This window comes from Pseudomonas sp. PNPG3, assembly GCF_023093815.1.
In the GTDB taxonomy this organism is placed as follows: Bacteria; Pseudomonadota; Gammaproteobacteria; order Pseudomonadales; family Pseudomonadaceae; genus Aquipseudomonas; species Aquipseudomonas asiatica.
Genome location: NZ_JALLKV010000082.1, coordinates 1 through 18,125 on the forward strand (window position 1 = coordinate 1; position 18,125 = coordinate 18,125).

At 63.5% G+C, this 18,125-nt stretch carries 21 protein-coding genes; 9 read left to right on the top strand and 12 right to left on the bottom strand.

The window, feature by feature from the left end; translation table 11 throughout:
• Positions 1-203 precede the first annotated feature (203 nt).
• The 5 genes from MJ643_RS28740 to MJ643_RS28760 all read left to right on the top strand — a co-directional run bounded on the left by MJ643_RS28740 (position 204) and on the right by MJ643_RS28760 (position 2,388).
• The gene (locus tag MJ643_RS28740) at positions 204-515 is read left to right on the top strand and encodes a hypothetical protein (RefSeq protein ID WP_208209385.1); all 312 of its coding nucleotides are present in this window, start codon (positions 204-206) and stop codon (positions 513-515) included.
• Positions 516-523: 8 nt separating this feature from the next.
• Positions 524-928 (top strand): TraR/DksA C4-type zinc finger protein, encoded by a 405-nt coding sequence (locus MJ643_RS28745; RefSeq protein ID WP_003259022.1) that lies wholly within the window; start codon positions 524-526, stop codon positions 926-928.
• Between the two features lie 178 nt (positions 929-1,106).
• Entirely contained in the window at positions 1,107-1,298 is a 192-nt protein-coding gene (locus MJ643_RS28750; protein ID WP_024086603.1) for a hypothetical protein, read from the top strand.
• 410 nt (positions 1,299-1,708) lie between these two features.
• A complete protein-coding gene (locus tag MJ643_RS28755; RefSeq protein WP_003259020.1) occupies positions 1,709-2,179 on the top strand; it encodes a hypothetical protein in 471 nt (156 codons plus the stop codon).
• A complete protein-coding gene (locus tag MJ643_RS28760; protein WP_208209348.1) occupies positions 2,176-2,388 on the top strand; it encodes a hypothetical protein in 213 nt (70 codons plus the stop codon). Before MJ643_RS28755 ends, MJ643_RS28760 begins: the two co-directional genes overlap by 4 nt.
• A gap of 12 nt (positions 2,389-2,400) precedes the next feature.
• On the opposite strand, the gene MJ643_RS28765 is transcribed toward MJ643_RS28760, so the two are convergent.
• The 7 genes from MJ643_RS28765 to MJ643_RS28795 all read right to left on the bottom strand — a co-directional run bounded on the left by MJ643_RS28765 (position 2,401) and on the right by MJ643_RS28795 (position 9,559).
• Positions 2,401-2,766 (bottom strand): Na+/H+ antiporter subunit G, encoded by a 366-nt coding sequence (locus tag MJ643_RS28765; protein ID WP_003259017.1) that lies wholly within the window; start codon positions 2,764-2,766, stop codon positions 2,401-2,403.
• Positions 2,763-3,041 carry a K+/H+ antiporter subunit F gene (locus MJ643_RS28770; RefSeq protein ID WP_003259015.1) on the bottom strand — a complete coding sequence of 93 codons (279 nt, stop codon included), beginning with the start codon at positions 3,039-3,041 and terminating at the stop codon, positions 2,763-2,765. Before MJ643_RS28770 ends, MJ643_RS28765 begins: the two co-directional genes overlap by 4 nt.
• Complete coding sequence (locus MJ643_RS28775; protein WP_024086605.1) at positions 3,038-3,526, bottom strand: Na+/H+ antiporter subunit E; 489 nt, start codon at positions 3,524-3,526, stop codon at positions 3,038-3,040. The genes MJ643_RS28770 and MJ643_RS28775 overlap by 4 nt, the downstream gene beginning before the upstream one ends.
• Positions 3,523-5,202, bottom strand: coding sequence for a monovalent cation/H+ antiporter subunit D (locus MJ643_RS28780; protein WP_013971839.1), 1,680 nt, complete (start codon positions 5,200-5,202; stop codon positions 3,523-3,525). The genes MJ643_RS28775 and MJ643_RS28780 overlap by 4 nt, the downstream gene beginning before the upstream one ends.
• Complete coding sequence (locus MJ643_RS28785) at positions 5,199-5,543, bottom strand: Na+/H+ antiporter subunit C (RefSeq protein ID WP_013971840.1); 345 nt, start codon at positions 5,541-5,543, stop codon at positions 5,199-5,201. Before MJ643_RS28785 ends, MJ643_RS28780 begins: the two co-directional genes overlap by 4 nt.
• Positions 5,543-8,458: a monovalent cation/H+ antiporter subunit A gene (locus MJ643_RS28790; RefSeq protein WP_208209347.1), complete on the bottom strand. Its 2,916-nt coding sequence runs from the start codon at positions 8,456-8,458 to the stop codon at positions 5,543-5,545. The genes MJ643_RS28785 and MJ643_RS28790 overlap by 1 nt, the downstream gene beginning before the upstream one ends.
• A 150-nt stretch (positions 8,459-8,608) precedes the next feature.
• Positions 8,609-9,559 (bottom strand): DMT family transporter, encoded by a 951-nt coding sequence (locus MJ643_RS28795; RefSeq protein ID WP_023662797.1) that lies wholly within the window; start codon positions 9,557-9,559, stop codon positions 8,609-8,611.
• An 83-nt stretch (positions 9,560-9,642) separates the two neighbouring features.
• Here MJ643_RS28795 and MJ643_RS28800 point away from each other — a divergent pair, with 83 nt between their 5' ends.
• Positions 9,643-10,206, top strand: coding sequence for an XRE family transcriptional regulator (locus MJ643_RS28800; protein WP_015269662.1), 564 nt, complete (start codon positions 9,643-9,645; stop codon positions 10,204-10,206).
• Between the two features lie 125 nt (positions 10,207-10,331).
• Here MJ643_RS28800 and MJ643_RS28805 read toward each other — a convergent pair whose 3' ends face one another.
• Entirely contained in the window at positions 10,332-10,880 is a 549-nt protein-coding gene (locus MJ643_RS28805; RefSeq protein WP_024086606.1) for a cysteine hydrolase family protein, read from the bottom strand.
• 82 nt (positions 10,881-10,962) lie between these two features.
• Between MJ643_RS28805 and MJ643_RS28810 the strand changes: the two genes are divergently transcribed.
• Both MJ643_RS28810 and MJ643_RS28815 read left to right on the top strand, forming a co-directional pair.
• Positions 10,963-11,946 carry a helix-turn-helix domain-containing protein gene (locus MJ643_RS28810; RefSeq protein ID WP_024086607.1) on the top strand — a complete coding sequence of 328 codons (984 nt, stop codon included), beginning with the start codon at positions 10,963-10,965 and terminating at the stop codon, positions 11,944-11,946.
• Between the two features lie 105 nt (positions 11,947-12,051).
• Positions 12,052-12,432, top strand: a complete 381-nt coding sequence (locus tag MJ643_RS28815; RefSeq protein ID WP_024086608.1) for an antibiotic biosynthesis monooxygenase — start codon at positions 12,052-12,054, stop codon at positions 12,430-12,432.
• On the opposite strand, the gene MJ643_RS28820 is transcribed toward MJ643_RS28815, so the two are convergent.
• Both MJ643_RS28820 and MJ643_RS28825 read right to left on the bottom strand, forming a co-directional pair.
• Positions 12,411-13,181 (bottom strand): alpha/beta fold hydrolase, encoded by a 771-nt coding sequence (locus MJ643_RS28820; RefSeq protein WP_013971846.1) that lies wholly within the window; start codon positions 13,179-13,181, stop codon positions 12,411-12,413. The two genes, MJ643_RS28815 and MJ643_RS28820, sit on opposite strands and share 22 nt — an antisense overlap.
• Positions 13,165-14,283 carry a DUF3182 family protein gene (locus MJ643_RS28825; RefSeq protein WP_013971847.1) on the bottom strand — a complete coding sequence of 373 codons (1,119 nt, stop codon included), beginning with the start codon at positions 14,281-14,283 and terminating at the stop codon, positions 13,165-13,167. Before MJ643_RS28825 ends, MJ643_RS28820 begins: the two co-directional genes overlap by 17 nt.
• A gap of 220 nt (positions 14,284-14,503) precedes the next feature.
• On the opposite strand from MJ643_RS28825, the gene MJ643_RS28830 reads away from it, so the two are divergent.
• Positions 14,504-16,312, top strand: coding sequence for an aminopeptidase P family protein (locus MJ643_RS28830; RefSeq protein WP_023662799.1), 1,809 nt, complete (start codon positions 14,504-14,506; stop codon positions 16,310-16,312).
• Positions 16,313-16,350: 38 nt separating this feature from the next.
• Here MJ643_RS28830 and MJ643_RS28835 read toward each other — a convergent pair whose 3' ends face one another.
• Positions 16,351-16,632, bottom strand: coding sequence for a hypothetical protein (locus tag MJ643_RS28835; RefSeq protein ID WP_013971849.1), 282 nt, complete (start codon positions 16,630-16,632; stop codon positions 16,351-16,353).
• A gap of 191 nt (positions 16,633-16,823) precedes the next feature.
• Positions 16,824-17,711 carry a threonine/homoserine exporter RhtA gene (gene rhtA / locus MJ643_RS28840; RefSeq protein WP_196185015.1) on the bottom strand — a complete coding sequence of 296 codons (888 nt, stop codon included), beginning with the start codon at positions 17,709-17,711 and terminating at the stop codon, positions 16,824-16,826.
• Between the last annotated feature and the right edge of the window lie 414 nt (positions 17,712-18,125).

Sequence of the window (18,125 nt, forward strand, 5' to 3'; positions counted from 1 at the left end):
ATTTACGATGGCGACGCTTACTCACCTTTTCGCCCTTACGGCGAGTCACTTTTTGTCAAACGCGACAAAAAGTAACCAAAAAACGCTGCGCTCCCATCATCCGGCCCCTCCGCTACGCTACGGGGTTCCCTCGCGCCGGTCTTGCTCCCGGGAGTACGCGCTGCAGGCCCCATCCATGGGGCCTCAGCGCTTGACGGGCATCCATGCCCGTCACCTCCCTCCGCAAGACCTCTGCTCGGCCTCCTGAAGTCGCGAAGATCAAGATCAAGATCAAGATCAAGATCAAGATCAAGATCAAGATCAAGAGCCAGAGCCAGAGCCAGAGCAGAGGGCGCCGACTGGCGGAATGTGGGCACCGGAAGCAAATTCGCACCCAATTGCAGTTGCTCCACGCGACGTGGCGCCTTAGACTGCCGCCCCCTGTAAAAGAGTGCCGGTTGGCGCTTGAAGAATTCTGCTGCCGATGCCGAGGCGTCGGCGGCACCCGAATCGCCCAAATGCACATTTTTTCATAGAGAAATCGATGACCAAGGAACAGTTGCTGGCCATGTCGGCCGATGACTACATGAACGCTGACCAGCTGGCTTTCTTCGCTGGCCTGCTGCAGGCGATGAAAGTCGAAACCCATGAACGCATCGAGCTGAGCCGTGCCACCATCGAAGGCCTGGACACCCCGTCGGATCCTGCCGACGTGGCTTCGGTCGAAGAAGAGCGTAGCTGGCTGGTGAACGCCATCGACCGCGACCAGCGCCTGCTGCCGCAGCTGGAAATGGCCCTGGACCGTATTGCCGACGAAAGCTTCGGCTGGTGCGATGACAGCGGTGAACCAATCGGCCTGAAGCGTCTGCTGATCAGCCCGACCACCAAGTACTGCATCGAAGCCCAGGAGCGCCACGAGCAGCTCGATCGCCACCAGCGCCAGGTGTAACCCCGCGCGGTGTGCCAAGCCCCACGGAGCGATCCCTGGGGCTTTTTGCGTTTCTTACCGGCGGCGGTTTTGTTGCCCTGCACGTAACACTGCTGTACCGGTATGCGCTGTTTCCGCGCCATAAGCAGGCGTATCATGGCTTTATCGTTAGGGTGCTAATTAAATTCCGGAGGGAATGATGAATAGCCGGGTCGATGTAGCCGTGATGATTGGTTCGGGTGTGCCCGCCACACTGCGTGCGCTGGGTAAACGCGTCTGCTGGGTGGTGCTGGTCAATGGCGAACGCCGTGGTACCGCATTTGCCACCCGTGAAGAGGCCTTGGAGTGCCAGGCGGCCTGGCAGCAGTTGAAGAAGGGCCTGGCTGCCTGATCGCCGTGAGTGCTGCCGGCAAGCGAACGGGGTGTTGTTCAGGGCGTTCGCTTGTAAGAAATGTACTTTGCCTCTCGACGAATTTCGGTGTTTTCGTGCATATTCTTTCCCCAGTAATGCGCTGATGGATTGCAGGGCCCGTTCTTACGTGCGCTCTGGCATTGCCTGTCGCATTTTTTCTGGCGGTTTTGCTGTCAGACATTGCGCTTCCCGAATCGGGAATATGCCGAAAGCCTGTATTTGAGGCCAGATCTGGCAAGCCAGGGTAAAGATTCCAGCACGCTGCATCGCCAGCGGGCGCAGACATTTCGCATATCGCTTTATTACTCTTTTCGCCTATCGATAAGAAATGGCCGTGCCTCACCGAGCTTTGGGTGAGGGCGGGTTGTAACCGGTTGAGGATTACTTCATTGGCAGTCAGCACTCTTGATACCCATGCGTTGTTCGCCTTGGGCGACTTGCGCGGTAAATTGGCCCAGCTGTTCCAGGGCCGCTTTGTCTATGTTACGGAACAGAGTCCCGAAGGCCTGTACATGGCCGAAATCGACACCGAAAGCGCATTGGTCGTCGATGACAAGCAGCGTTTGGAACTGAAGGTCGGCGACCACTTTCGCGCCGCCGTGCTGCCCAGCCGGGAAGGCGGCAAACTGGAAATGCGCTTTCGCGAAATCAAGTTGAACGTATATGGCGTGGGCGACTATGCCTTCGTGTCGGTGCCTGAAGGCGAGGGCATCGTGTTCCGTGAAGGCCACGGTGTGATGCTGGTATTCGCCGCACAGCAACAAGTGCAGGAAGGCCTGGGCAAGTTGCTCAAGGCGGTGACCGGTAAGGTTGCCAAATGGCGCAAGGGTGAGCTGACCACCTTCAAGGCCAGTGAATGATCCACAGTGACGACGCGCCTGCCACGCGTGCCGAGTTCCATCGGCAGCACCAGGTGGATGCCGTGGCCGAGGCCGAGCGTTTGCTGGCCAGGCGCGAAGAACTGCAAGGCGCCTGGTTGAACTGGGTGGCAGGGGAATTATACCGCCTCGGCCCGCCGCCTTATGCGGCCATGGTCCGGCGCGAGTTGCAGCGCCTTGCCCAAGGGTGAGGCGGCGACCTGTCAGTTGCCTCGATCACGGCCGCTGCTGACTTCTTCAGGGACCGGCTCTTTCGCCATGCGCTTGCGGAACAGCGCCGCCCGGGCCAGCAACAGTGTGGTCACCGGCACGGTGATCGACAGCAGGATCGGAATCAGCCAGGCGTGCAGCACTGGGGCTTCCTTGAGCCAGGAAAAATAGATGATCGAAGCCAGTGCCACGCACCAGGCACCAATGGTCGAAGCCAGTGCCGGCGGGTGCATCCGCTGGAAGTAGTCCTTCAGCCGCAACAGGCCCACGGCACCGATAAGGGCGAAAAGGCTGCCGGTCAGCAGCAGCGCGGCGGTGACCAGCTCCAGCCAGAACGGGAGTTGCAGGGTTTCAGTCATTCGATAACCTCACCGCGTAGCAGGAACTTGGCCAGGGCAAACGAGCCAACGAAACCGAATAGCGCAATCAGCAGGGCACCTTCGAAGTAGGTGTCACTGGCATAACGGATTCCAAGTACCAGCATGGTCAGCATGGCCAGGATGTACAGGTAGTCCAGCGCCAGCACCCGGTCCTGGGCGGACGGGCCGCGGAACAGCCGGATTAGTGCCAGGGCCATGGCCAGGGCGAAGATGAACAGGCTGGCGAGGACAGCATTGGCGAGCAGGCCTGTCATTGGAAAATCTCCATCAGCGGGCGTTCGTAGGTGTCCTTGAAGTGCTGGATGAAAGCCGCCTCATCGTCCAGGTCGAACACATGCAGCAGCAACACGGTGCGGTCCAGCGCCAGCTCGGACCAGACCGTGCCGGGCACTACCGTGGTAATCATCGACAACGCCGCCAGGCCATGCGGGTCGCGCAGGGCCAGCGGGATGTGCACGAACGCCGAGCGTGGCGGCTGCTTGCCGGCGCGCAGCACGCCACGGGCAACCATCAGGTTGGACATGATCACATCGATGCCGACCCGGCCAATCAGCCGGGCGATGGCCAGTGGGCGCCGCACATGGGCATGCTGCGGGCGCAGCGGTGCCATCAGCAGCGGCGCCAGCACGCCGAGCGCGGCTGCCAGCAGCAGGTTGCCGGGGCTGACCGATAGGTTCAGCAACAGCCACAGGCCGAACAGCGAAACCGATAACAGCGGTGCGGGGAACAGTCGATTCATGGCTGCACCTGTACGTCGAGCGAGGTGGGGCCAGGAATCGGCCGGGCGGCCATCACGGCTTCGATATAGGTGTCGGGGGCCTGCAGGCTGGCGGCGGTGTCCTGGGTGTAGCGCAGCAGCGGCTCGGCCCTGAAGCTGAGGATGAAGCACAGGCCGAGCAGGATGACGATGGGCAGGCATTCATAGCGGCGCAGCACCGGCGACGGGCGCTCTTCAGGCTTCCAGAAGCGTTGGATGCCGACGCGGCCGAAGGCGATCAGCGAGGCCATACCAGACAGGACCAGCAATGCCACCAGGCCCCAACCCGCCATGCCCAGCGGCTGCTCGGCAGGCACGCCCAGCCCTTGCGGGTTGAACAGCGCGCTGATCAGGTTGAGCTTTCCGACAAAGCCCGACAGCGGCGGCATGCCGATGATCAACAGGGCGCAGGCGATGAAGCTGAGGCCGAGGAAGGCCATGGTCCACGGGATGATCTGGCCGATCACCACCTTCTGTTCATCGTCGAGGTTGATGCCCTTGGGCGGGTGCAGTGATTCCAGTGGTGGCGGCATGGCGTCTTCTTCGTCGTCCAGCGGTGCTTCGTTGGCCGAGCGCGAACGTTCGACCAGTTCGGCGAGCAGGAATAGCGCGCACAGCGCCAGGGTCGAATTGACCAGATAGAACAACGCCGCGCCGGTCAGCGCCGATTGCGCAAAACCGACGGCGCCGAGCAGGGTGCCGGCTGAAACCAGGATGCTGAGGGCGGCCATGCGCTCCAGGCGCTGCGCGGCCATGATCGACACTGCCGCCACCGCCAGGGTGACCAGGCCACCGTACACCAGCCATTCACCACCGAAGTGCGCCGAGGCCCCGGCCTGCCCTGAGAACAGCAGAGTCCACAGGCGCAGCACGGCATACAGGCCGACCTTGGTCATGATGGCGAACAGCGCCGCCACCGGCGCGCTGGCCGAGGCATAGGCCGGTACCAGCCAGAAGTTCAGCGGCCAGATGCCGGCCTTGACCAGGAAGGCCATGGCCAGGATCGCCGCGCCAGCGTGCAGCAGGCCACGGTCGGCCTCCGGCACCAACGGAATCTTCAACGCCAGGTCGGCCATGTTCAGGGTGCCGGTCACGCCATACAGCATCGCGGCGCCGATCAGGAACAGCGACGAGGCGAACAGGTTGATGGCAATGTAGTGCAGGCCGGCACGCACCCGGGCGCGGCCCGAGCCATGCAGCAGCAGGCCATAGGAAGCGGCCAGCAGCACCTCGAAGAACACGAACAGGTTGAACAGGTCGGCGGTGAGGAAGGCGCCGTACAGGCCCATCAGCTGGATCTGGAACAGTGCGTGGAAGCTGGCCCCGGCACCGTCCCAGCGAGCGCGGGCAAACAGCAGGGCACTGAAACCGATGATGCCGGTGAGGGTCAGCAGCAGGGCCGACAGGTGGTCTACCACCAGCACGATGCCGAACGGTGCCGGCCAGTTGCCGGGCAGGTAGACACCGATCGATTCCGCCTGGCCCTGGCTGCGCACCCACAGCAGCAGGCTGACTGCGATGGCCAGGCCGGCGAAGGTCGAAAGCAGGTTCAGCCGGGCCTTTGTCCGCCGGTGTTTCTCGCCCAGCAACAACATCAATGCCGCTGTAACCAAGGGCAGCAGGATGGGCGCGATGATCAATTGGCTCATGCCACTCATTCGTCACGCTCCCGGCCATCCACGTGGTCGGTACCGGTCAGGCCGCGCGAGGCCAGCAACACCACCAGGAACAGCGCGGTCATGGCGAAGCTGATGACGATGGCGGTGAGCACCAGGGCCTGAGGCAGCGGGTCGGTGTAGTGCAGCAGGTCCTGGGGCACGCCGTCCTTGATGATCGGTTCCTTGCCGATGAACAGGCTGCCCATGCTGAAGATGAACAGGTTGACCCCGTACGACAGCAGGCAGAGGCCCATGATCACCTGGTAGGTTCGCGGGCGCAGGATAAGCCACACTCCCGAAGCGGCCAGCACGCCGATGGCAACTGCAATCACTTCTTCCATCAGGCGGCTCCTGCTTGGCTGGTTTTCGCCGGGTTACCCGGGCGGTAGGCGCGCACCGACTGGTGCGCCAGGGCGGTAAGGATCAGCAGGGTCGAGCCGACCACCACGGTGAACACCCCGACATCGAAGAACAGCGCGCTGGCCACGTGCACATCGCCGAGCAACGGCAGGTGCAGGTGGGCGGTATGGGTGGTGAGGAACGGGTAGCCCAGCAGCATGGCGCCCGCGCCGGTCAGGGTTGCGCACAGCAGCCCGGTGCCCATCCAGCGCAGCGGGCGCAGGCTCATCTGCGCCTCGACCCACTGGGTGCCGGCCACCATGTACTGCAGAATGAACGCCACCGACATCACCAGGCCCGCAACAAAGCCGCCACCGGGCTGGTTGTGGCCACGCATGAACAGGTACATCGACACCAGCAGGGCGATCGGCAGCAGCAAGCGCACCAGCACCGCGGGCACCATCATGAAGCCCAGGGCGGTGTCGGTGGCATGCCGTGGGTTGATCAGGTCGGTGACCACGTCGGGTGCCAGCTGACGCTGTTGCGCCGGCAGTTGCATGCTTTCCTTGGGCGGGCGGAAGCGCCGCAGCAGGGCGAACACGGTCAGCGCCACAGCCACCAGTACGGTGATTTCACCGAGGGTATCGAAGCCACGGAAGTCGACCAGCATGACATTGACGACGTTGGTGCCACCGCCCTGGGGGAGTGCCCGGCTCAGGTAGAACGAGGAAATGTCGTTCGGCGTCGGCCGGGTCAGCATGGCGTAGGACAGCACGGCCATACCGCCACCTACCAGCACCGCCAGCAGCAGGTCGCGCAGGCGACGCATGCGCGCACGCTCGAGGCTGCCCGGCAGCGGCGATACGCCTTCGATTCGCCGCGGCAGCCAGCGCAGGCCGAGCAGGATCAGCACGGTGGTGACCACTTCCACTACCAGCTGTGTCAGGGCCAGATCGGGCGCGGAGAACCAGACGAAGGTGATGCAGGTCATCAGGCCGCAGACGGTGACCATGATCAACGCCGCCAAACGGTGATACTTGGCCTGGTAGGCAGCGCCGATGGCGCAGGCGATGGCGATCAGCCAAAGCGCGACAAACACGCCAGAACCTGGAATCTTCGGCCGGTCGCCCCAGCTCAGGCCACTGTAGAGCATGGGGGTGAGGCCGGCGAGGAAGGCGGCGAGCACCAGCATGAACAGCTGCGATTGCAGGCGGCGGCTGGTGAGCAGGCGCTCGATGCGCCGCGCCAGCAGCATCAACTGCACCTGGCCGTGTTCGAACAGGCGCTTGCCGTTGAAACGCTCGATCACCGGTGGGTAGGGGAAGCGGCCAAGGCGCAGCTGCTTGCGCAGCAGCAGGTAAAGCACGATACCGCCGCTCATGGCCACCAGGCTCATGATCAGCGGCGCGTTCCAGCCATGCCAGATGGCCAGGCTGTATTCCGGTAGGGTGCCGCCCACCACAGGCAGGGCGGCGGCGGCCAGCAGCGGGCCGACCGACTGGGCAGGGAAGATGCCTACCACCAGGCAGGTAAGCACCAGCAATTCGACCGGCGCACGCATCCAGCGTGGCGGTTCGTGTGGTGTGTGCGGGAGGTCCTGTGCAGTGGGGCCGAAGAACACATCGACGGTGAAGCGCAGGGCATAAGCCACGCTGAAGGTGCCGGCCAGGGTGGCGACCACCGGCAACGTGGCCTCGACCCAGGCAGTGGAGCTGATGAACACCGTTTCGGCGAAGAACATTTCCTTGGACAGGAAACCGTTCATCAACGGCACGCCGGCCATCGAGGCGCTGGCCACCATGGCCAGGGTGGCGGTATATGGCACCAGGCGTATCAACCCGCTGAGGCGGCGGATGTCACGGGTACCGCTTTCGTGGTCGATGATGCCGGCGGCCATGAACAACGAGGCCTTGAAGGTGGCGTGGTTGAGAATGTGGAACACCGCCGCGACCGCGGCCAGCGGGCTGTTCAGGCCCAGCAGCAGGGTAATCAGGCCCAGGTGGCTGATGGTCGAGTACGCCAGCAGGCCCTTGAGGTCGTTCTGGAACATGGCGGCGAAGGCGCCGAGCAGCAGGGTGAGGGCGCCGGCACCGCCGACGATCCAGAACCACTCTTCGCTGCCCGACAGCACCGGCCACAGGCGCGCCAGCAGGAACACCCCGGCCTTGACCATGGTCGCCGAGTGCAGATAAGCCGATACCGGGGTGGGCGCTGCCATGGCATGGGGCAGCCAGAACTGGAAGGGGAACTGTGCGCTCTTGCTCAGGGCGCCGATGAGGATCAGCGGCAGCAGCACCGGGTACAGCGCATGCTGGCGAATGGTGTTGCCGGCAGCCAGGACCTTGTCCAGATCGTAGCTGCCGACCACATGGCCGAGCAGCAGGGCACCCACCAGCAGGCACAAGCCGCCCGCGCCCGTGACCATCAGCGCCATGTAGGCGCCGCGGCGGGCGTCGGCACGGTGGTGCCAGTAGCCGATCAGCAGGAACGAGAACAGGCTGGTGAGTTCCCAGAAGAACACCAGCTGGATCAGGTTGCCGGAGATCACCAGGCCGAGCATGGCGCCCATGAAGGCGAGGAAGAAAGCGAAGAAGCGCGGCACCGGGTCTTGTGGTGACATGTAATAGCGGGCGTACAGCGACACCAGCGTACCGATGCCCAGCACCAGCAGCGAGAACAGCCAGGCGAAGCCGTCCATGCGCAGCACAAGGTTCAACCCAAGGCTGGGCAGCCAGAGGAACTCTTCGCGAATCACGCCACCGTGGGCAACCTGAGGGTACAGCAGTGCTACCTGGACAGTGCCGACCAGGGCCACGAGCCCGGCGAGAATGGACTCCGCGTTACGTGCGTTGTGCGGCAGCACGGCTGCCAGGCAACTGCCCACGAACGGCAGAAGCAATAGCACTATCAATGACATAGCGTTCTATTCTGGAGAAGTTTGCAAAGAATCATACGTGCCGAGGGGTTGATCACCAACACGCAAGCTGTCGCAGAATCCTACAAACAGGCTGTGACAAGCTGTTTTTTTATAACAGATTCTTACAAAGCATAGACGCAGTTGGCGGCTTTACAGGCCAGCCTGGCGTTCGCCTTCATCCTGCACTTCCTGTGCTTCGGCCACCTCGCGCGGGCGGCGCACCTTGAGTTCGCTTACCACCACCGCGATCACGATCAGCAGGCCGCCGAGCAGTGCCACGCCCGGCAGGCGCTCACCGGCGATGCGCCCGACGATCCCGGCCCATACCGGTTCGCCGGCATAGATGAGGGTGGCGCGGGTGGGCGAGACCGACTTCTGCGCCCAGTTCATGGCTACCTGGATCACCGCGCTCATGGCGCCCAGGCCCACGGCACTGGTCAGCAGCAGCCAGGAAAAATCGGGTATGCGCTCCTGGGTCGGCACGATCATCAGGAACGCCAGCAGCGAGGCGGTCGCCAGCTGCACCACGGTGACCCGGCGCACATCGACCTGCCCTGCGTAGCGGCTGATCAGGATGATTTCGCCGGCAATGGCCACGGCGCTGACCAGGGTTACCAGCTCGCCTTCGCTGAAGTGCAGGCTGCCACCCTCCGGACCGGCCAGCAGCATCAGGCCGATGAACGCCAGGCCGATACCGATGCTGGGCATCAGGCCGGGGCGCCGGCCCAGCACCAGCCATTGCAGCAGCGGCACGAACGGCACGTACAGCGCGGTGATGAACGCCGACTGGCTGCTGCTGATGGTTTGCAGGCCCATGGTCTGCAGGCCGTAGCCGAGCATGATCGACACCCCGATTAGCATGCCGGCCTTCAGTTCGGTGAAGGTCAGCCCTGGCAGCGCCCGCGCCGAGACCACCCCGACGAACAGCGCGGCTGCAGCGAAGCGCAGACCGACGAAGAACATCGGGCCGCTGACGCTCATCACGTTGTGTACCAGCAGGAAGGTGCCGCCCCACAGCATGGTGATGAATACCAGCACCAGTTCGGCCTTGCTCAGGCGAAAGGTAATGGCGGGGGTCGGTTTGCTGCTGGGCTGGCTCATGGTCTTGCGCACTCGGAGGGGGCGGCGCACAATCGCCGCAAAGTGGGCAGTATACTGCGCAATACCGACCAGTGAGCAATATAGTGCACAAAGATTCCTCGCACCGGGCATCGGTGCTGCAACATGTCAGCCTCAATGTACGCAGCCTGCGCAACGCCGCGGGTATGAGCCAGACGGCGTTGGCGGAGCGTTCCGGGGTCAGCCGGCGCATGCTGGTGGCGATCGAGGCGGGCGAGAAGAATGTCAGCCTGACTACTCTCGACCTGATTGCCGAGGCCTTGGGCGTGGCTTTCAGTACCCTGATCCAGGCACCTGACCAGCGCGACCCCGGGCGCATCGAAGAGTTGGCCTGGGCCGGCGAGCACCCGCAGAGTCGGGCGGTGCTGTTGGGCAGCAGCGTGGCGCGGCGCGAGGTGGAACTATGGGAATGGACCCTGGCACCGGGCGAGTGCTATTCCAGCGAGGCTGATGCCGAAGGCTGGAGCGAGCAGATCTATGTGGCGCAAGGGCAACTGACGCTGATCATCGAAGGGGTCGAGCATCGCCTGCAGGTCGGGCAGTTCCATGTGTTTCCCAGCAACTGCCGGTATGCCTACCGCAACGATGGGGCGGTTGCGGTGCGGTTTGTGCGCAATGTGGTGATCTAAGAGCGCGCAGGGCTGCATCACCTGTGGGAGCGGGCATGCCCGCGAACACCAGCGGAGGCGGTGCCATCCTCCGCGTCGCCTGATTCGCGGGCACGCCCGCTCCCACAGGTGCTGAGCAAGCCTGATCAGCTATTCAGCAACTCATCGGTCCTGACCACCTTGGCATAGGCAAACGCCAACGCCGCCATCACCGAATCATGCACCTGCGCCGCCGGCACCCGATTGCCATCGAACTCCAGTGGCAGCGTGGCACAGGCGTCGTGCGCCACGGTCACGTCATAACCCAGGTCGGCCGCGGCCCGGGTGGCGGCGTCGATGCACATGTGGCTCATGCTGCCGACGATGGTCAGGGCCTCGACGCCATGCCGGTCCAGCGTGTGCTCAAGGTCGGTACCGAGGAAGGCGTTGACCTTGTGCTTCAGCACCACCGGCTCATCGGCCCGAGGCTCTACCTTGGCATGGATCGCTGCGCCCTGCGAACCTGGCGCGAAAAACGGCGCATCGGCGCTGTCGAACTCATGCCGCACATGCACCACCAGGTCGCCCCGTTGACGCGCCGCCGCCAGCAGGCGGGCAGCATTGTCGGCCGCCTGCTCGGCACCATCGAGGGTCCATTTGCCGCCGGGGAAGTAGTCGTTCTGGATGTCGATGATGATCAGCGCCTGCTTGCTCATGCTGCCTCCTGTGGCAGTAGTCGTTGGATGTCGTTAGTTATAGGCTGTGTGCACTGACCTGAGGATTGGCGCGAACGACACTATGCAGGCAAAAACTGACAACCCCGCCAGCCTGGACATCGGCCTGCTGCTGTACCCCGGCGCGCAGCGTGCTGCCGTGCATGGGCTGGCCGACCTTTTTCTGGTAGCCAACCGGGTGGTTGCCGAACTGGGTGCTGTCGAGTTGCCATCGGTGCGTATCAGCTTTTGGCAGGCAGACGAGGCAGGGCGGTTGCAGCTTGCCCCTGAGAGCCCACCTGCCGCCGCGGCCGATCTGCGGGTGCTGATCATTCCGCCAAGCCTGGAGTCGGCACCACAGGGTGAGCTGCTTGAGCACCATCGCGCGTCGTTGTGCCAGTTGCACGGGCACGGCACGGTGCTGGCATCGGTGTGCATCGGGGTGTTTTTCATCGCCGCCAGTGGTCTGCTCGACGGGCGCCCGGCCTGTACCCACTGGAACCACGTGCATTCGCTTGCCCAGCGTTTTCCCAAGGTGCGGGTCGAGGCCCAGCAGCCGTTGCTGGACGATGGCGACATCGTCACCTCGGCGGGGCTGATGGCCTGGACCGACCTGGGCTTGCGCTTGCTGGAGCGCTTCATGGGCGCGACGGTGGCGCGGGAAACTGCCCGCTACCTGGCGGTCGACCCGGTCGCGGCGCCGCTGCCTGGTGCAGTGTTCAATCCACGCCTGGACCATGGCGATGAGGCGGTACTGAAAGTGCAGCACTGGTTGCAGGGCAACGGTGGGCAGGATGCCGATCTGGCCAGCATGGCTGCGTGCGCGGGGCTGGAGGAACGCACCTTCCTGCGGCGTTTTCGTGCTGCCACGGGGCTACGGCCAACCGAGTACTGCCAGCAGGTGAGGGTGGGGCGCGCGTGCCGCTTGCTGGAGTTCACCCGGCGCAATGTCGAGCAGATCGCCTGGGGCGTCGGTTACCAGGACCCGGGTGCGTTTCGCAAGGTGTTTCAGCGCATAACCGGCCTGACCCCGAGTGATTACCGGCGGCGCTTCGCGGTATCGGGTTAGGACGCGGGGCGTTCCCGGTGCGGAAAACCGCTTGACCTTGACATAACTTGAGGTTTTACCCTGCTCGGCATCGCGCTGTAGGCGTCCGTCACCAGGAGACCGTTCATGACGGCAAAATCCCATGCCCTGTGGTTTACCCAGATGATCGAATATGAAGTGCCTGGCAAGTTCCAGCAGGCGTTGGCCCAAGCGCTGGTGGCGCGCAGCGAAGAGCTGGCCGCGCGTTGCGAAGGGCTGCAGGGCGTCAGTATTCAGGCCAGCGACGATGGCAGCCGGGTGCTGCAGTACCTGCAATGGCAGTCCCGCCAGGCGTGGGCAGCGGCGGCCGTATATTTCGTCGGGGAACCTTTTCTCGACCTGCTTGGCCAGTACCAGGCGCGTGGGGTCAACTTTGCTGCCTACCAGACCCTGCGCAGCCTGGTGCGCGGTGCCGATGGCGGCCTGCATTGCCAGGTGGGCGAGCCTCAGGCATACCAGGGCGCGTAGTGCGGGTAGCGATCCAGGCGGGCGCCAATGACCATTTCGCTGACCCATGCCGCCAGGATCGAACTGTAGGCTTTCTGGCTCTCTTCGCTGGACAACGCGTGGTCGGCGCCGTCGACGATGCGGTGGGTGAGCGAATGGGCGCTGACGAATGCCGAGCGGTAGCTCATCAAGGTGCTGTGCGGCACGTAGTCGTCCTGCTCGGACTCGACCAGCAGTACATCGCCTCCGAACTCGGCACAGGCTGCCAGTGCGCGGTTGTCTGCCGGGCCGAGCAGGCGCTGGCGATAGGCGTTCAGCCGTTGCCGGTCGAGGGTTTGCTTGGGGAGGTTCCATTCGTCGTCCCAGTACATTGCGGGTACCCTGAGGGCCAGCCATTTGACCGGCCGCTCACGGGTCAGCAAGGTGGCCAGGTAGCCGCCATAGCTGCTGCCGATGATGGCGATGGCACTGGTGTCGACGGCCGGGTGGCTTACCAGCCGGTCGTAGGCCACCAGCAGGTCGGTCAGGTTCTGTTCGCGGGTTACCGTCAGCCGTTGGCTTTCGGTTTTTTCGTGGCCGCGCAGGTCGAAGGTCATGCACACGCAGCCCAGCCCGGTGATATGCCGGGCGCGGGCCAGGTCGCGTTGCTGGCTGCCACCCCAGCCGTGGACGAAGAGGATGCCCGGCATCTTGCTGCCGGGGCTGACCAGGGTGCCGACGATGCTGTCATCCTCGACCTGCAGTTCAACGGTTTCACTCTGAATGGTCATGTTCGCGAATCCGCGCAAATTTGCTGAGTTGTCCGAGTTCACTGTCGTTTCCTTGGTAAAAGAGGGTGGCGTCAGTGGGGAGTTCGGGGGTGCCGAACACTTCATGGGTGGAGGCACGTACCCGTTGCAATGCCGGGTCGTCGGCGAACGCCTGCAAGGCCAGCAGTTCGGCACTGCTGGCACCGCCCAGGCGCCAGGATTGCTCGAGTACGCCGCTGCGCAGGTGGCCCTGTGGGTTCACGCCGCGGGCAATGTCGTAGTTGCGCCGCGAGGCGATGAAGCCGGGGAAGTGCTGCTCGGCGGCTTGTTCGTAGGCCATCGCCTGGTTGATGGCCAGGCGCAGCGGCTCGTCCAGCGGCAGTTGCAGCAGTGCCTGGTAGTCACCGCGTACCACTACCAGGTCGGAGCCGCCATACACTTCCGTGCCCTGATGGTCGCGGGTAAGTTGCTGGGTGCCGTGATAGCTGCAGGTCAGGCCGGCGACACGTACCTGGCCAACGCTGAATGTTTGCACTTCGCTCAGGTCTTCCTCGAGCACCAACCCCCATAGCGCAAGGTCCTGGTCATCCATGCCGGCCAGCAGCGGTTCCAGCTCATCCGCCGTGGTTATGACCTGTTGCCCACGGCCTGCGCAGGCCAGTACCGGCTTGATTCGCAACGGGCCGTCCGTCAGTAACAGCTGTGCGGCGGTCCGTGCATCGGCCTTGCTGAATACGGTGTAGCCGCGCAGCAGGGCATCGCAGGCTTGCCGTGCGAAGGCATCGGTCCAGCCCGGCGGGAAACTGGCCCCGGCCGGCAGCGGGTGGGAAATCGCCTTGGTCGCCATGTAGGGGTGTGCGACCAGGCCACCGAAAAGGTCCTGTTCGCTGCAGATGCCGAGGGCGGCATGGCGTTCGGGATCGACCAGGGTTTCGGTGGGCAGGTAATAGTAGCCGTCGGTGGCGCTTGGTGGCTGGCTGGGTTGCACGTGCGGGCAGCCCAGAAGGCGGGCCAGGCCGTCGGCAAGCTTCAGGTGCACGGCATGCTCGTGGTCGGGGGTGTGCGCGCGGGTGTCGAGCAGCACCACGCCGCTTTTAGGGGCGCAGGCGTTGGGCATGGTCATTTGCCTGTGTGCAATGAATGTACTCAGTGTGAAGCCGGTGCTTTGTGGAAGTTCAGCGGAACTTGATCGGTGGTTCTGGCCCGTCTGTAGGAAATGTCCAGTATGCGCAGGGCGTCACGGGCAATGCATGCCGTGTGTCGGTCGCCAAGATTGCAGGGCTTCGGCGGCTGTTCCATTATCGGCACACTGGATAAACCGTGATGTAGCCGCAGGAGAGCGCATGAACGTTCAGACCACCCTTGGGCAAAGCGTGCCGCAGCGTTTGGCGCTGGTTCGCCAGGCCATGGCCGCAGAAGGCATCGATGCCTTGCTGGTACCTTCGGCCGACCCCCATCTTTCCGAATATCTGCCTGGTTACTGGCAAGGGCGCCAGTGGCTTTCTGGTTTCCATGGCTCGGTCGGCACGCTGGTGGTCACGGCTGGCTTTGCCGGGGTGTGGGTCGATAGCCGCTACTGGGAACAGGCGGAACACGAGCTGGCGGGCAGTGGCATCGAGCTGATGAAACTGCTGCCGGGCAAGCCTGGTGCGCTGGAGTGGCTGGGCGATCACGTCGAGCCCAACGGCAGCGTGGCAGTAGATGGTGCGGTCATGGCGCTGGCTTCGGCGCGCCAACTGAGCGATCGGCTGAAGGCGCGCGGGGCGCGACTGGTGACTGACAAGGATCTGCTGGGCCAGGTCTGGGAAGGGCGCCCGGCGCTGCCAGGCAACCCGGTGTATCAGCATTTGCCGCCGCACGCCACGGTGAGCCGTGCGGAAAAACTGGCGCAGTTGCGCCAGAGCGTGCAGGCCAAGGGGGCCGACTGGCATTTCATCGCCACCCTGGATGACATCGCCTGGCTGTTCAACCTGCGCGGTAGCGATGTTTCCTACAATCCGGTGTTCGTGGCCTTTGCCCTGATCAGCCAGCAGCAGGCCATCCTGTTCGTCGGCCAGGACAAGCTCGACGAACATCTACGCCAGGTGCTGGCGGCCGACGGTATCGAAGTGCGTGACTACGCCGAAGCAGGCAAGGCCCTCGCCGCCATGCCGGCCGGGAGCCGATTGCTGGTCGACCCGGCCCGGGTGACCTGCGGCCTGCTGGATAACCTGCCGGCCGAGGTGGAGCTGGTCGAGGGGCTCAACCCCAGCACCTTGAGCAAGTCGTGCAAGGGTGATGAGGACCTGGTGCACATCCGGCAGGTGATGGAGCAGGATGGCGCGGCCCTGTGCGAATTCTTCGCCTGGTTAGAGGCCAACCTTGGTCGTGAGCTGGTTACCGAGCTGACGGTCGACGAGCAGTTGAGTGCCGCCCGTGCCCGCCGCCCGGGATTCGTGTCGTTGAGCTTCTCGACCATTGCCGCCTTCAACGGCAATGGCGCGATGCCGCATTACCGCGCCACGGAACAGTCGCACGCGGTCATCGAGGGCGATGGTCTGCTGCTGATCGATTCGGGCGGGCAGTACCTGGGGGGCACCACCGACATCACGCGCATGGTGCCCGTGGGCAACCCGAGCCTTGCACAGAGGCAGGATTGCACACGCGTGCTCAAAGGCATGATCGCCTTGTCGCGGGCCACCTTCCCGCGAGGCGTGCTATCGCCGTTGCTCGACGCCATTGCCCGGGCACCGATCTGGGCTGACCAGGTGGATTACGGACATGGCACCGGGCATGGCGTGGGCTACTTCATGAATGTGCACGAGGGGCCGCAGGTAATTGCCTACCAGGCGGCGCCCACGCCGCAGACCGCGATGCAGGTGGGCATGATCAGCTCGATCGAGCCGGGTACGTACCGTCCAGGACAGTGGGGTGTGCGCATCGAGAACCTGGTGGTCAACCGCGAGGTCGGCAAGAGCGCCTTCGGCGACTTCCTGAACTTCGAGACCCTGACGCTATGCCCGATCGATACCCGCTGTCTGGTGCCCGAGTTGCTGACCAGGGAAGAACTGGACTGGTTGAATGGCTATCACGCCAGGGTACGCGAGCGTCTGGCGCCGTTGCTCAAGGGGGACGCGCTGGCCTGGCTGGAGGCGCGTACCGCGCCCTTGTGAGGCAAACGAAAAGGGCAGCTTGCGAGCTGCCCTTTGTTTTACTTGCAGATGACGATCATGCTGCGGCTGGTATAACCCGCCGGGTTGATGCCAAACAGGTAGTCACCTGGTTCTTCATCGCTATCGCCCGAGCGGGCTATGATCCGGTAGCCGCGCGTGCTGCAGGAGCTCGCGGCCTTGCTGTAGCAGTTGTCCCACGAGGAAGACAGGCCGGAGCAATTGATATGCAGGCCCTTCTTGCCCCTTTTGACCTCAGTCTTGGCCGTGGCGGCACATCCAGCAATAGCCAAGATGGCCAGGATCAGCAAAATACGTTTCATTCCTGTCCTTATGATGCGGGGCGGATCAGCTGTCTGGTCCCGTCGTTATCGCTTTGGTTCTTCCTGAAATATCCCCAGCGTCCGTGTTCGGTCCAGTAGATAGCGTGAAGATGATGATTCTGTGACAGCTTAATCAGCGAGACAGGTCGCTACAATCACTAATCCTGTCTCAAATGAAAATATTTCTCATATCAGTCGGTAGCGACGACCGGGCTGGGTTCCTTGCGCATGGACAGGGTGGTGCCGACCGACGCGGTGATGATCGCGAGAATAGCCAGCCACTGGGTAATCGTCAGTACCTCGCCCAGGAACAGCAGGCCGGACAATGCGCCGAATGCTGGCTCGATACTCATGAGGGTGCCGAAAGTGCGTGCCGGGATGCGCGTGAGGGCAACCATTTCCAGGCTGTAGGGCAGGGCGGTTGACAGCACCGCGACGCCCAGCGCCATGGGGATCAGGGCGGGTGTGAGCAATGCGCTGCCGGCGTGGGCGATACCGATGGGGGCAACGAACAGCGCGGCCACCACTACGCCTAGTGCGGCACTCTGGATACCATGCTCGGCCCCGGCACGCTGCCCGAACAGGATGTACAGCGCCCAGCATACGCCCGCGCCCAGGGCATAGGCAGCGCCGACCGGGTCGAGAGCCTGCCCGCCATGGCCGGCCGGCAGCAACAGCAGCAGGCCGACGATGGCCAGGGCAATCCACAGGAAGTCGATCGGCCGGCGCGAGGAGAAGATTGCCACGGCCAGCGGGCCGGTGAATTCCAGTGCCACGGCAATGCCGATCGGTACCGTTTGCAGGGCCATATAGAAGAGGAAGTTCATGCCGCCCAGCGCCATGCCGTAGATGATGACGTTGCGCAGGGTATTGCGGGTGATGCGCACACGCCAAGGGCGCAGGATAAGCAGCATGATGATGCTGGCGAAGATCAGGCGCAGGGTGGTGGTGCCTTGCGCGCCGATGAGGGGGAACATGCTTTTGGCCAGTGAGGCGCCGGACTGTATCGATGCCATGGCGATGAGCAGCAGGCCGATCGGGAAGAGGGTAGCGGCCAGGCTGCGGGGTTGGGTGTTCATTTCTGCGCGACGATCCTTGAGCGGGGTGGGGTGAGCAATATAGTGCGCAAATACGAGGGAAGGGGGCAAGGTGCCTGGCGTTGTTATTTCAGCGCCTGTGCGATCGACCGCCGGACATACAAGGCGGTCGCGTGCGCTGGTACTGACATTACTTGCCCGAAACAGATGTAGGAGCCTTGCGCTGCGCGGGCGCTCGATCTCACAGGCGCTGCAAGGCTCGCGGCGAGCGCTTGGGGCCCTGATGCAGTCTTTTTCAAAAAGATTCTAAATTATTGAAATTAAAGGTTGAACTCCTGAAACACCGCCCTATAATGCGCACCACTCCAACGCGGTAGCGAAGCAAAGCCAGCCACCCTGTTGAGTCAAGTGTTTGAAGCTAAACGAGTTTCTCGCAAAAAACTTCAAAATAAACGC